This window comes from Trichocoleus sp. DQ-U1 (assembly GCF_039961925.1).
Taxonomy (GTDB): Bacteria; Cyanobacteriota; Cyanobacteriia; order Cyanobacteriales; family FACHB-T130; genus FACHB-T130.
The window spans coordinates 1-12840 of record NZ_JAMPKB010000112.1; the positions used below are offsets into that span (position 1 = coordinate 1).

A 12840-nucleotide genomic window follows, 5' to 3' on the forward strand; every position below is an offset into this window, starting at 1 on the left:
TCGCTCAAGGGGTCAGCATCCAGTGTCGTGACCCGATTGAATTCCTTCTGCCAGCGTCGTAGCTCTGCAATGTATGGTTCGCAAGGCACCCGCTTCAGATTATCCCCTTCTTCCACCAAATCGTAAATCCCGTTGTGCAGCCACTTTCCGGTATGCCAATCCGGCATATCAACAGCAGGGAATAAACAAATGCCATGCAGATCCATCCCAGAATTAACCGCTGCTAGAGACTCTTCCACTACGTCTTTTAGCCACTCATCTCTGCCTGCTTCCATGCCACTGGTTTCGCCAACGATCATCGGTCTGCGATAGCGTTCCCACACCCACCGCATTAGCTCGCAAAGCGGTTTGATGCGATCGTCGTGGGGTTCTAGCGCCTGATGGGGGCCATTTTCTCGGTATTCCATCTGACCGAAGGAATAGTGATTTGCCCCAACGATATCGAGAATTTCCGAGGAACAGCCGAGTTCAGGATGCTCTTTCCCGTAGAGAATATCCCACGCCAAAAACGTATCCACATAGGTTTCGTGATGTGCTGCCTCGATCTGATCCGGGCGATCGCGCGGTGCGACCACCTGAACCAAGGGATCGATGTGAACCATCCTAGAGGCAGGTTCTACCTCCCGAATCGCTTTCACCCCTGCGATCGCTGCCTTACACAACGCCAATCGCAAGCGAAAACGGTCTTCTTTTGTGGTTTTATAAGGAGCAACCCAACCCCACTCACCACCGCAGAACGAGAAAAACGTAATTTCATTAATCGGCGTGAAAAAATAGGGGCCACGCAAGCGGGGAATTACATACTCTGCTGCGGCGCGACAGTAACGGGCAAAGCGCTCGGTAAACTCCTCACTAAATGGATCGAGATCGTCTGGATATCCGTAGTGGCAGAGATCCCAGATGGGAACGATCTGCGTCTGCTGCATTGCTTTGATCGTGGTGTCAAGGCTAGAGAAGTCGTAGCAGCCATTACGATCGACTAGAGGCCAAGGAATCCCTTCTCGTGCCACATCAATTCCCAGCGATCGCAAGATGTTGTAGTCTTCCTGTGCGTGGCGATCGTGCTGTGTCTCCTTAATCAGATTCCGCCGCTGCTTGTCCTTCCAGAGAAACGTCGAACACTCAAAGCCAGAGATGAAGAAGGTGGGGAAGATTCCAGGTCGTTGAGCCATGCGTTTGCTCTGTAAGTTAACTCGTCATGGTAGGCACTCTTGCTCATTTGAGACACTATCCAACGCGAGATAAATCCGTTGAGTTCTTTGGAGAAGTGTTCACAGCATTTCTAAGGAAACAGGTTTAGTGGGTGCTGGAAAGGCAGCATTTAAGAAAGCCAATTCATCAGCATTCAATTTCAAATTCAGGGCAGCATAATTCTGCTCTACATGGTCAATGCGACTGGATTTGGGAATTACAATTACATTGTCTTGATGCAACAGCCAGGCGATCGCTACTTGAGCCGCAGTGACTCCTCGTTCTTGAGCGATCGCCTTGAGTGTTTGATGGTTCAGCAAACGCCCTTGCTCAATTGGAGAATACGCCATGATAGGGATACCTTGTTGCCGACACCAGGGCAGTAAATTCCACTCAATTCCCCGTCGCATCAGGTTGTAGAGGACTTGATTGGTAGCAATTCCTTTCCCATCCTTCAACCCAATGGCTTCTTCCATATCCTCGACATCAAAATTACTCACCCCATAGGTGCGAATTTTGCCGGATTGTTGAAGCATCTGAAATGCTTCCAGAGTTTCTGCTAATGGAACAGAACCGCGCCAGTGCAGCAGGTAAAGGTCAAGATAGTCGGTTTTCAACCGCTGGAGACTTCTTTCGCAGGCAGCGATCGCACCTTGCTTGGAGGCGTTATGAGGGTAGACCTTGCTAACTAGAAAGACTTCTGCACGACGAGAAGCGATCGCTTCTGCGATTACTTCCTCTGCACCGCCTTCGCCATACATTTCGGCAGTGTCAATCAGAGTTAGACCCAGATCGAGTCCGTGACGTAAGGCATCAATTTCGCTTTGGCGATTCCTGGCATTCTCCCCCATCTGCCAGGTGCCCATACCAAGAATCGGAATTAATTGTCCAGAAGGTAGTTTAAGGGTTCGCATAGCAGTTTCCATCTATTCAAGCTATTGCCCTTGAGCGCTTTTTGGCTGACGCATGGGCATGGCATCAATTGTAGAGAAAAGCGCTGTTGTGGGAAACGCAATGAGCTTGTAGTTCTGCTTGCACTTGTTCTCATCGCAATGCGGCGATCGCCTTCTCTATCAACTGCTGGCAAGCTTCTAGTTGAGTCACATCAGTGGGAATTGCGATCGCCGTTATAGTGAAATACCGAAGATCAGAGCCGCGATCGCCTTTGACCAGCTATTTCTGGAGTGCCTGTTGAAAGGTCTTGATGGCATCAACGTGATTCACCATATTGATGCAACGTAACAACAAATCCAGATCGATCCCTTTCATTTCCTTACTACTGGAAATTTTTTCGTAGTCCAGAGTGTTGCCCTCTCCCCGCAGGTGATAAATCTCTAGCACTCCGTCTTCCCAGAACCACACTTCAGGAATCTTCAGGCGCTTGTATACCTCTAGTTTGTTAATGCCGCCACTGGTAAACACCACTTCGATCGCCAGATCGGGACGCACTCGACCAGGGGTAAGTTTATAGAACCCATTTGACATCTCAACAAAAGACTTTCAGCCTCTTGTTGAGATGTCAAATGGGTTCTATAGGCATGGCAAAGCTTATCTCTGTACTACCCTCTTGTGCTGGGATGCTGTTTAGGCGATCGCTTCCTGACCCCTTGAAAATGACCTACAAGCATTTGACCTTGGTGTTCCTGCCTACCCCTTCCCGTGGCTCTCGTAGGTTGCTAGAACAGAATCCGGAAACTTCTCAACGTCTCCCCTCTATCAGGTTTCTGCGATGCGATCTCTTATAGCAGCAACGCTTCGCGATCGCTTTCAGCCTCTACTCATCCCTACTCAATCTTCCAATTAGGCGTTAAACCCGAAGTAACTTGGCTATACATTTGCAAGACCGATGCAGAAATACGTCCTGAGAGTTTTGCGATCGCCCATAGCGCTCTTGTAAAATCATTTTCAATTGTTGAGAATTCGCCCAGGAAAAAGTTTATGGCAGATATGTCCGGTCAAGACCCCTCAGAAATCATAATGGCAACGGTTGATGAAGAACGAAAAGGCACAACTTTCAGTGGTCAGGTCATCCTTGGTATACATCCTGAGGGTGGGCAAGTCGTTTTATTTAGCGACTTTTTAATTGAAGATTATAAAGGCGAACTTACCGCTTATCTGGCAACAGATGGCGATATAAAGAAAAGCATTGATTTAGGCGAACTCGATCATAAAAACCCCAGTTTTTGGCTGCCAATTCCGCCGGAAACGGATACATCACCCTACAATACAGTCGTGTTGAGCGACAAAAAAAGCAAGAAAAAAATCCTGACGATCAATCTATAAAATTTGTAACTTAGCTCGTAGTTCAGCCAAATTCGATTGCCCTCTTGTATAGAACCCATTTGAGATCTATTCCTGAAACTAAAAGCCTTGCAGCTAGCTGGTTTTATCCCTGTTCTTGCAAAAAACAGTCGAGTTTAACCAGGCTCTATCATTGATCGCAAAGTAACGGCTTACTTCAAAGCCAAGCACCCCAGCAAAAGATGTCAAATGGGTTCTATAGGATTCATCCGCCTCTCGCTTGACGGCTCCAGCTTCACTTTCTAGGATCATGGAGCCAGTTGGGGTGAAGTCAAACCCTGCTATAAGCAGGTAAAGCTCCACCAATGCACCGATCCTCTTCTTAACTGTTTCGTGGGGTTCCCCTGGCATCCGTCGAATCTCCAGTACTCCATCCAGGAAGGAAAGCCGATATCCTGGACGGTCTAACAATTGCTCGACTGCTTTGAACTCTCTCCAGGTCAATCCCTCAAACAGGAGGGGTTCTTCCTTTTGGGGTATTGCTATCGTTGCCGTGGTCATAACAGTCTCTGGTCTGTTTCCAGATTAGGAGTGATGGGGTTTGGATGGCGATCGCTTTAACGTAACTTCTTTTATGGTATTGGGCTAGAAGGCATATAACTGATTATTTGCCCTCTGCGATCGCTACTTCTTCCTCAGTCAATCGATCAGGGGTAATGGTTTTGCTAATTTCTAGCTTGCCTTTTGCAACTCTGCCAGATACCAGCGAACGACTTCGTCGCGCGAAGCGCTATCGCTTCCTTCTTCTTCATGCTTGGCAATAATTCCCAATGCTTCCAGGCTTTCGAGACAGGTGAGAATAGTTTGTTTTTGTCGAGATGCGCCTTTGAATTGAGCCGCGATTTGCTCCACTGTCCATTCACCGCCTTGAGTGCGGAGCAAATCGCGCACCGCAGCGAGTTGATCTTTGAAGGCTTTGGGAAATTTTTGTTGTTCAACGGGGGCGATCGCCGTTTCCTCTTCGACTTCAGCGATACCTTCAATCACTTGCTGAATATGTACTTCACCAGGAGCTTGATATTCTGGACGCAACCAGCGAATGAAGCCATTGCGTTCTTCTTCAGCGCGTTCTGCATTTAAGGCGACCAAGCGTTCCAAAATCATCTCATCCAAGTTCTGCATTGCTCCCCCCTCAGTTCCCTCTTGAGCAAGTGAAGAAGCCGAACCGTCCGCATTCTCTCCGCTTTTTTGGGGTTGGGGGGGAGCTAACAAATCACTCCACCCATACGCCTCAAACACCGCTACATCCAACTCATCATGGATTTGCTTCAGCGTAGAAACCAGCGCTTTGTTGTTAAATTCCCGGTCTTTATCGGTGAGTTCGACCCCTGCGCGGATCTTTTCCAGCAGGTTATACATGGCAGTGATGGTGACATCGGGATGCTGTGCCTGAACACGCTTGCGGTGGGCATCGAGGCGTTCGCCCAGTTCGCGGATTTTTTGTTTGAGTTCGAGTGTGGGTTCTGGGAAGGGGAAGGGATCGAAGCATCGCGGTTGATTATAGCGTGGTCGGTCTTCCAACGTTCCGCCTGTTGCAAGTGCCCAAATGATATGAATATAACTTGACAGAACACCAAGTTTATAAGCATCCTCAGAAGCAACTAAGACTAAAGTTGCATCAGGCATTATGTCTTTGTCCAAAAATGTGAAAACTCGGTGTTTTGAAGTGTAGATAGTGGCAATGTAACGTTTTAAGTCTGTGAACGAAGCTCTTATGACTTCACCAGATCGTCTGAATAACCACCATTTTTCTTGTCTTGATTGCTCCTCATTTATGACTCGAAATGGTTTAACTTGCTCTAGAAGATGTTGGAAGGGTAGAGAAAATTTTGCTGATTCCTGTTGCGTCAAGTTGTGAAAATCAATTACGTACCTATCTTTTTTGTAACTTGCAAATTCTTTTCCGCCAAAGTACGGCTTGATAATTCTGTCGAGACGACTATCTTGCCTCAGCCAATTATTTGCGAGACTAGAATTTATAATGAATCCCTTTCCGCCTACCTCAAATCCACGAAAGCTAATGCCAAAATTAGATTTGAGTTTTACTACACTTGATAAATTCACTCCTGCCTTCAAATTACTGTTAATCAAGCCGATGTTTTTGAATGTGAGCCTCACATAATCAGAAGAATCCTCTGGGGTTTCTTCCTCTAGACTAAATTTCCTATTCGACTTAAATGTTAAATGTCCAATTTGAGAAAGTTTTGAATACTGGTCATTATCAGTTAGTTGTGCTCCAGTCATTGCAATCCTGACGGCTGCCCCTTCATCTGTCCAAGGATGATCCGGTACTGCAAAAAATATTTTTAGTGAAATATTCTGTTTTTGATGTAACTCAATAACTGATCTCTGTCTAAATTGGGAGATTGTATTAGTGGTGACTAGACCAAATCGCTGATATGCATTTTGTCTTACTAATTCAGCAGCTTTGTGCCACCAGTACATCACGTAATCAACCGTTTCAGGTACATCTGAATACACTAGGCGCAGCGTTTCCGCATATCCATCACCCAAGCGATCACGCATTCTTGCATTCCCAATAAACGGAGGATTTGACACAATATAATCTGCCTCCTGCCACTCAGCCGATCGTGGATTAATATACCGATAAATCGGAATCCGATCGCTCGGATCAGGCACCATTTCCCCCGTCACCGGATGCTTCATCATCCGTCCGCCCCATCGCGTCCTCACCTTCCCCGTCTTCGGGTCAATATCCTCTTCTTTACCGTCATACGCCAGCACCGCGTCCCGGCATTCAATATTTTTGTACTCGCGCAACACAGGCTCTACGGGAGGAATGTTGCCAAACTGTCTGAAGTGCCACTGCAAATAACCAATCCAGATGACCAAATCAGCGATCGCCGCCGCACGGGGGTTAATCTCTATCCCCAAAAACTGCGATGGGTTCACCTGGTCAATATCCAACCGTAACTGTGCCTGACCTGTCACATCTTCCAGACGACGCAACACCTCCGACTCCAGTTGCTTGATCAAATCCAGCGTCACATACAAGAAATTTCCCGACCCACACGCCGGATCGAGAATTTGCACCTGGCGCAACTCTGTCAGAAACCCTTCCAATGCTACAACAGCTTTCTTCTTCTGGGCAGTAGTCGGCTCTTTTTCCACATCCCCCAAAATTTGCTTCACCTCACCCTGCACCAAATCCCACTGTTCCCGCAACGGTTCCATTACCACCGGACGCACCAACCGCTCGACATACGATCTAGGCGTATAATGCGCCCCCAGTTTGCTGCGTTCCTTTGAATCCAATGCCCGTTCCAGCAACGTGCCAAAAATCGCAGGCTCTACATCCTTCCATTCCCGCTTCGCTGCCGTTAGCAACACCCGAAGCTGATCCTCCGTCAACTCAAACGCCCTTGCATCGGCAAATAATCCCCCATTAAACTTCAACAACCTGCCATAAAAGCCAAAGCTTGTCCCATCATTCATTGCCTGCCAGAGGGCTTCTACCTCCGCATTAAAACTCTTGGGATTGGGCAACCATCGCGTCTCCAACGCATCCGTAAACAAATGCTCCTTCAATAGCCCCACATCTTCAGCAAACATGGTGAAGATGCAGCGCATGAGGAAATGGGCAACCTCTTCCGGTTCATGCAAACCTTCTAATCGCTTTGATAATTCCGCCAAGTCTTCCGCTACTTCTCGCGTCACCTTCGCCGCAATCTTTTCAGGGTTGCGCTTTTGCGGATCGGTAAAGATGTCAACGAATAAATCAAAAATCTCTGGCTTTCGCAGAGCAGTCAGTCCAATATCCTGACGCGCCCCATATCCACCATAGTCACCGCTGAAGCCCATCCACAGCTCAAAGTGATCGCCAATATCACAGGTCAACAGAAATGGAGGTTTACTGGCTAAATTGCGGATATAAGCGATCGCCTGCACAAATGCTGCTTCCATCGCCTTGAGGTAAGTATTCGTGCCGCGTTTTGCCGTTCCTTTGCCGGATTTTTCGCTACCCTGCTTCGCCTCAATAACAAAATGCTCGGCTTTGTAGAAGTCAATATAACCTGGTGTTTTCTTGCCGCTAGGATGATAAATCGTGATGTCTTTATCAAAACAGTACGGATCGCCTGTCACACTACCCTTCACATCCGGACGCTTCACTCCCAGCGCATCACAGAGTTCCGAAAAGAACATTTGATAGTTAGCACGCTCATTGCCACTAGAATTTTGCCAACGGGTAATAAACTGCTCAATTCGGGCTGCATCGGATGGAGTCATGAATGGCTTGTTTTGGAGGTCAGGAAATTGGGGGACAGAATCCTATGAGGCGATTGTGAAATCATCTCCTCATGGTTAGTATTCCCGTTTACACCCCCAACCTACAAACTCTCAACTTGGCTGTCGAGGTTTTATGAGAAATTCCACCCTCCAACCCTTACCTTCCGACCTCTGAACTCGAAACTTCGACCTTGCCCAAGTTTTGCTTACAGGAGGAGGAAGTAGCGAAGGCTCTGGCAGGATTACCTGTTGTCGTTTAGGGTTCTGGAGAGCTGATTTCTTGCCGCCCTCAGTTTTGTTTGTCTTATGATCAGTGTCCCTCTTCAACTGCCTGATGCAGATATCGTGTTCTACCCGTCTCTGCTAGATGAGCAGGAAAGCGATCGCTTGCTCACACAACTGACTGAAACAATCGACTGGCGACAAGACTGGATTAGCATCTACGGGCGCTCAATGCCTCAACCCAGACTGACGGCTTGGTATGCGAATCCCGGTGTATCCTACACTTACTCTGGCATCACGATGCACCCCTCTCCCTGGACACGCACGCTACTTGACCTCAAGGCAAAGGCTGAAGCCGTTTCTGGTGTGGTGTTCAACAGCGTGTTGCTCAATCTCTACCGAGATGGCAACGACAGTATGGGCTGGCACAGCGATGATGAACCGGAACTAGGACACAATCCAGTCATTGGTTCTCTGAGTTTGGGAGGAACGCGGCGGTTCATACTGCGGCACCGAGCCGAGAAAGGCTTAAAGCATCAACTGGAGTTAACTTCTGGTAGTTTTCTACTGATGCAGGGGACAACGCAGCACTACTGGCAGCATCAAATTCCTAAGACTAAACGTCCGGTTCCTCCCCGGATTAATTTGACCTTTCGAGTCATTGACTTGTCAGTTCGCCTAACTAGCGAACTTGACACTGATTGAGTTTGGTAAACAAAGCAGGCACGTAGTCATAATAGCGATCGCTAGCAAGATAAATGGCATCCGTGGTACAACTGCCACAACCGGGTTCGCTGAGCATGTCACTCAGTAAGTTTGAGGAAATTCCTGCCCAGGGAAACTGTCCGATTGGTGCGGTAGCAGTAGAATTCAGTTCTGAATCCAACCGCCATTTGGTTCCAGCTAACACTACCCCAAAAGGATTCTTTTCCGGCAATGGTTGGGATCTATACCATCCCACTGCCTGACCGAACTTCTCAACTCGTGCTTTCGGATTTTTTGTCTGGGAGGCAGTTTGCTGCCAGATGCGCTTTTGAGCGCTGTACCCAAAGCGTCCCTTACTGGCTTGCAACCAGAGGGTATCTATGGTACGAAAGTCTTCGCAGGGAAGACTATTGAGCAGAGTTTTGCTGCCGTAGAGTAAGTCTGCACCCTGTCCTTGGAGTTTCTGCAATCGCTGGAAGATGGCGCGAGTTTCTACATCCGCACCTCGCCAGTCACCGGCGGCTAAAAGGCTTTTGAGGCGGCTGTAGTTGATGCGCCATTTGTTAGGAGAAGTGCTAGCGATCGCATCGAAGGTAAAGCTTTTAACGGTGTCCTGATATACCTGCCGGATGGAATCGTTCTTTTGCAGGTAGGCTCCTTGTAGGCGAAATACATAGCGACCATCGGGACTGCTGAATAGCACGTTATCAGACTCGTAGAGTCCAGTCGAAGTGTAAGCGATCGCTTTCTGTCCCGCAACGGTGAGGGGGCGATCGTCATTTTGGCTGAGTTCGCCTTTCCAACTGGTGAGGGGCAACCGCTTGGAGTTGTCGTAAATAGTGATGCTGACGATCGGAGGAGTTTCAGGTAAATTCTCCCGGTTCAAAAAATCTTTCTGCTGCCAGACTTCTAGGACTTCCAGCGGGGGACTTGGCTTCGTCGATTGAGTCGTTTCGGTAGGCGTGATGACATAGCCACGCGGGGAAACGAAGCGGAACCCAAAGCGATCGCTTAGATAAAACACATCCCGACTTTGGACGGTTGAGGAGTTGGCAGCAGGTTTGGCAGCAATTGCTACAGGTGCGGGAGATTGAGTGGAGGATGTTGGAAGATTGGTGCTACAGCCAATAGCCAGAAATGTCAGTAGTCCAACTGCAATAGAGCGCTTCATATCGCTAGCTTAAGTATTCTTTAATCTTGATGTCGTTTCCAGTCTGGCAAGTTTGCGATTGAATCAGTTGCTTTGTTTCAGTTTGAGATACAAAGGCGATCTCTCTATTTGTCCGCACCGATAAACTCAGAAGACGAAAGGCAAAGTTAAGCCGCCTTTGCTGCCGACACTCGGATGAGCTTCGTTGTTGTGCAACACTTACAAGCCTATGAGACTGGTAAACCAATTTGCGTGAACCAAGTGTACTTGTCTATGTAGCCACGCTGGAAACGAATTTTGCCATCAATGACCTGAAAGAAGCCACACCCGCGTAGTGTAAAACTCTTGCCGGTTGGTGGGTTGCCGCCAAGCTCACCCAAGAATGTACCGCCACCGCTCCACTCAACGATCGCCCACTCACCATCCTCGAAGATATTTTCAGGATGCGTGTAGTTGTCTGGAAAGGCATTGAAGAAGGCGATGAAACTCTCAAGCAGTACCTCGCGCCCTTGAAGTGGGGCACCAAAAGCAACCTGATGGTTGATGGCATCATCGTGATAAAGCTCGATGAGTGCGTAAGGATCGCGAGCGTTATAGGCCGCAACCCAGTCGTGTAGAACTTCTTTGGGCGATTTCATATCGCTAATCATACCAAAGACAATTACAACCAATTATTATTTGCTGCACAACAGTGATACTAAGTGCTGGCAAACAACCGCAATGCTGCCAAATGAATCACATAAATAATGAGATGTTAGTTTTCCAAAGCCCGATTCAACCTACGGTGATGAGCGATCGCACTATCAACAGATGCAGCGTGGACTAACACCATACTGTACGGACTGCTGGTTTGACGGCGGTGGTGCAAAGGTGATCTACTACGAGCAAAGACACCTTTTGGAGGATACGGATTGCACTCACCCAATAACTAAACAAGCGCGATCGCTGCCAGATGTCCGTGTTACTTTTGAACATTGAATACTAGGTCGTGGTTTTGTGCAGGGGGTTTGACTGTAGCCCAATGTGTTGCCTCTGGCTCTGATATGCCTACGCCAAGGGGTGTAATGTATGCTGCCTTGTACCTCCGGAAGCAACAGTTCTACGATTTGCTTTAGGCAAAGCCCGATCGAGCGCTAACGAAACCATGAGGGGTTGAGACGTGCTACTAATATACTACAAGCTTCTGCTTTAGGGGTAAGCACCGTTCCTGACAATTGAGTACCACAACGTCTGAAATCTTTTCCCGGCAAGCAACCAAGGCTGTGAGCTTTCCTGTTTTTGTCAACGTCGATGAACAAAATGGAGATGCGAGAGCGTTGAGAGGTTGAGTCTAACTCAACCTCTCTTGACCTTTTTACCCTAACTCAAATTTTTAGTGGGCAATTGACAACTGAGCAGATATGTAGAACTTGTGATTGTCAAATTCGATATATCGCGATAGATTAATTTTAAGGTTAACGATATATCGCGATAACTCACAATCACAAGGAGCAAAGTATGTTCAGACACAGACAATTTCATCCCGGTTTTTTCGTGCCAGCATGGGCAGGAGAAGGACAAGGACTTAGCAATCCATTCTTCATGAGTGGGCGACATGGACGCAGAGGTTCGTCGGGTGGCGGATGGGGAGATGAGCCTCGCACTCGTCGCGGTGACATTAAGTTCATTCTGCTTGGGCTTCTATCTGAGCGTCCCCAGCATGGTTATGAATTGATGAAAGAGCTAGAAGCACGTCGTGGTGGCTTTCGCCGCCCTAGTCCAGGCTCTGTTTATCCCACGCTTCAGATGTTGGAAGAAGGCGGTTATTTGACCAGTGAGGAGGTCGAGGGCAAGCGGGTTTATACGATTACCGAGAGTGGCAGACAATTCTTGAGCGATCGCAACCAGCACTCCCATTCAAGAAATGCTCACGATAGTTTTACAGAAAATAAGCCTTCTGAATTGATTGAATTGCGGCATACTTTAACCCAGTTAAATGATGCTGTCACCCAAGTTGCTCGAAGTGGCAATGTGGAGCAAGCCAATCGAGTACGCGATCTGCTTGTTCAGGTAAAGCGTGAGATTTACAAGCTGCTTGCAGAGCAGTAAGCGGGAGGTTGTTATGTTAGAGGTAACGAACTGCCCAACTTGCGTTGCTGTCTGTCGTACTCCGGGTCAAGATGCTGAGGGTTTACCACAGCTGAGAGCCTTTCAAAACACTGATGCACAGCAGAAAATTGAACAGTTGAAAAAATCTCTACACTATCTTCAGGAAACGCTTCACAAGGAACAGGCGACTGCAAAAGCCAAGATTCTCAGTCTAGAAGCGGAACTCTCAAAGCAAGCGAAAACCGCTTGGCGTCGATTGAGGCAAGTTGCTGTAAGCATTCAAAACCAAGCTATCAGAGCTTGTACTATATTGTAGTATGTTCGATAAAGCTTGCAGAATTAACTGGAGTTCATGTGGGAATGCAAATTGAACCATACGACCCTCGCCACCTTGATGCTGTTATTCGTCTTTCGCTTCGGGCATGGGCTCCGGTCTTTGATTCGATTCAGAACGCGATGAACGCTGATGTGTACCAGGCATTCTATCCCAATCATTGGCGTGTGAGCCAGCAAAAAGCTGTTGAGGATGTCTGTGCTGCGGAAGACACGAACGTATGGGTTGCTATCGATGCAGGTTCTACTGTGGGATTTGTAGCCGTGAAACTACACTCAGACGACAGCATGGGTGAAATCTACATGGTTGCTGTCGATCCAGACTTTCAAGGTCATGGCATTGGTAGTGCTCTGATAGAATTCGCTCTGGCTTGGATGAAAGATGCTGGGATGTCTATTGCTATGGTTGAGACTGGAGGTGATCCTGGTCATGCCCCAGCCCGTCACACCTATGAAAAGGTGGGCTTCGAGCTATTCCCAGTTGCCAGATACAGCAGATTGCAAGTTCATGAAGTACAGTAGCAGCAGTTTGTGAACCAGTTGCGTAGGTGTTTTGGATTGACTAAATCAAGTGCAGTAGCAAGCAAAGTATCAACCATTTT

13 protein-coding genes and 2 pseudogenes are annotated in these 12840 nt (G+C 47.9%); 8 read left to right on the plus strand and 7 right to left on the minus strand.

Features of this window, described 5'->3' with window-relative positions; all coding sequences use genetic code 11:
* On the minus strand, positions 1 to 1172 hold a 1172-nt coding region (locus NDI34_RS25780), incomplete at its 3' end, for a family 1 glycosylhydrolase (RefSeq protein WP_348234243.1).
* Between the two features lie 99 nt (positions 1173 to 1271).
* Positions 1272 to 2105, minus strand: coding sequence for an aldo/keto reductase (locus NDI34_RS25785; RefSeq protein ID WP_348234244.1), 834 nt, complete (start codon positions 2103 to 2105; stop codon positions 1272 to 1274).
* 30 nt (positions 2106 to 2135) lie between these two features.
* On the opposite strand from NDI34_RS25785, the gene NDI34_RS25790 reads away from it, so the two are divergent.
* Positions 2136 to 2324, plus strand: coding sequence for a hypothetical protein (locus tag NDI34_RS25790; RefSeq protein WP_190412461.1), 189 nt, complete (start codon positions 2136 to 2138; stop codon positions 2322 to 2324).
* 40 nt (positions 2325 to 2364) lie between these two features.
* Here the strand turns inward: NDI34_RS25790 and NDI34_RS25795 are convergent.
* Positions 2365 to 2661, minus strand: a pseudogene (locus NDI34_RS25795) (Uma2 family endonuclease); the annotation flags it as partial.
* A gap of 68 nt (positions 2662 to 2729) precedes the next feature.
* On the opposite strand from NDI34_RS25795, the gene NDI34_RS25800 reads away from it, so the two are divergent.
* Positions 2730 to 2936, plus strand: a complete 207-nt coding sequence (locus tag NDI34_RS25800) for a hypothetical protein (RefSeq protein WP_190527990.1) — start codon at positions 2730 to 2732, stop codon at positions 2934 to 2936.
* Positions 2937 to 3129: 193 nt separating this feature from the next.
* On the plus strand, positions 3130 to 3474 hold the full coding sequence (locus NDI34_RS25805) for a hypothetical protein (RefSeq protein WP_348234245.1): 345 nt from the start codon (positions 3130 to 3132) through the stop codon (positions 3472 to 3474).
* 213 nt (positions 3475 to 3687) lie between these two features.
* On the opposite strand, the pseudogene NDI34_RS25810 reads toward NDI34_RS25805, so the two are convergent.
* A pseudogene (locus NDI34_RS25810) lies at positions 3688 to 3993 on the minus strand (Uma2 family endonuclease); the annotation flags it as partial.
* 171 nt (positions 3994 to 4164) lie between these two features.
* Positions 4165 to 7740, minus strand: coding sequence for a DNA methyltransferase (locus NDI34_RS25815; RefSeq protein ID WP_348234246.1), 3576 nt, complete (start codon positions 7738 to 7740; stop codon positions 4165 to 4167).
* Between the two features lie 306 nt (positions 7741 to 8046).
* Between NDI34_RS25815 and NDI34_RS25820 the strand changes: the two genes are divergently transcribed.
* Positions 8047 to 8667 (plus strand): alpha-ketoglutarate-dependent dioxygenase AlkB, encoded by a 621-nt coding sequence (locus tag NDI34_RS25820; protein WP_348234247.1) that lies wholly within the window; start codon positions 8047 to 8049, stop codon positions 8665 to 8667.
* Here the strand turns inward: NDI34_RS25820 and NDI34_RS25825 are convergent.
* A complete protein-coding gene (locus tag NDI34_RS25825) occupies positions 8645 to 9838 on the minus strand; it encodes a GUN4 domain-containing protein (protein WP_348234248.1) in 1194 nt (397 codons plus the stop codon). The genes NDI34_RS25820 and NDI34_RS25825 overlap by 23 nt on opposite strands.
* Before the next feature lie 206 nt (positions 9839 to 10044).
* Complete coding sequence (locus NDI34_RS25830) at positions 10045 to 10488, minus strand: ester cyclase (protein ID WP_242030512.1); 444 nt, start codon at positions 10486 to 10488, stop codon at positions 10045 to 10047.
* A 139-nt stretch (positions 10489 to 10627) separates the two neighbouring features.
* Between NDI34_RS25830 and NDI34_RS25835 the strand changes: the two genes are divergently transcribed.
* The 4 genes from NDI34_RS25835 to NDI34_RS25850 all read left to right on the plus strand — a co-directional run bounded on the left by NDI34_RS25835 (position 10628) and on the right by NDI34_RS25850 (position 12760).
* Complete coding sequence (locus tag NDI34_RS25835) at positions 10628 to 10795, plus strand: hypothetical protein (RefSeq protein WP_348234249.1); 168 nt, start codon at positions 10628 to 10630, stop codon at positions 10793 to 10795.
* A gap of 519 nt (positions 10796 to 11314) precedes the next feature.
* Positions 11315 to 11905 carry a PadR family transcriptional regulator gene (locus NDI34_RS25840; protein ID WP_190432970.1) on the plus strand — a complete coding sequence of 197 codons (591 nt, stop codon included), beginning with the start codon at positions 11315 to 11317 and terminating at the stop codon, positions 11903 to 11905.
* A 13-nt stretch (positions 11906 to 11918) separates the two neighbouring features.
* The gene (locus tag NDI34_RS25845; protein WP_190432968.1) at positions 11919 to 12221 is read left to right on the plus strand and encodes a hypothetical protein; all 303 of its coding nucleotides are present in this window, start codon (positions 11919 to 11921) and stop codon (positions 12219 to 12221) included.
* Positions 12222 to 12265: 44 nt separating this feature from the next.
* Positions 12266 to 12760 carry a GNAT family N-acetyltransferase gene (locus NDI34_RS25850; protein WP_348234250.1) on the plus strand — a complete coding sequence of 165 codons (495 nt, stop codon included), beginning with the start codon at positions 12266 to 12268 and terminating at the stop codon, positions 12758 to 12760.
* Positions 12761 to 12840 lie beyond the last annotated feature (80 nt).

Coding starts and splice junctions, on each gene's coding strand:
- NDI34_RS25785 (WP_348234244.1), bottom strand. CDS start 2,105: ATGCGAACCCTTAAACTACCTTCTGGACAATTAATTCCGATTCTTGGT.
- NDI34_RS25800 (WP_190527990.1), top strand. CDS start 2,730: ATGGCAAAGCTTATCTCTGTACTACCCTCTTGTGCTGGGATGCTGTTT.
- NDI34_RS25805 (WP_348234245.1), top strand. CDS start 3,130: ATGGCAGATATGTCCGGTCAAGACCCCTCAGAAATCATAATGGCAACG.
- NDI34_RS25815 (WP_348234246.1), bottom strand. CDS start 7,740: ATGACTCCATCCGATGCAGCCCGAATTGAGCAGTTTATTACCCGTTGG.
- NDI34_RS25820 (WP_348234247.1), top strand. CDS start 8,047: ATGATCAGTGTCCCTCTTCAACTGCCTGATGCAGATATCGTGTTCTAC.
- NDI34_RS25825 (WP_348234248.1), bottom strand. CDS start 9,838: ATGAAGCGCTCTATTGCAGTTGGACTACTGACATTTCTGGCTATTGGC.
- NDI34_RS25835 (WP_348234249.1), top strand. CDS start 10,628: ATGCAGCGTGGACTAACACCATACTGTACGGACTGCTGGTTTGACGGC.
- NDI34_RS25840 (WP_190432970.1), top strand. CDS start 11,315: ATGTTCAGACACAGACAATTTCATCCCGGTTTTTTCGTGCCAGCATGG.
- NDI34_RS25845 (WP_190432968.1), top strand. CDS start 11,919: ATGTTAGAGGTAACGAACTGCCCAACTTGCGTTGCTGTCTGTCGTACT.
- NDI34_RS25850 (WP_348234250.1), top strand. CDS start 12,266: ATGCAAATTGAACCATACGACCCTCGCCACCTTGATGCTGTTATTCGT.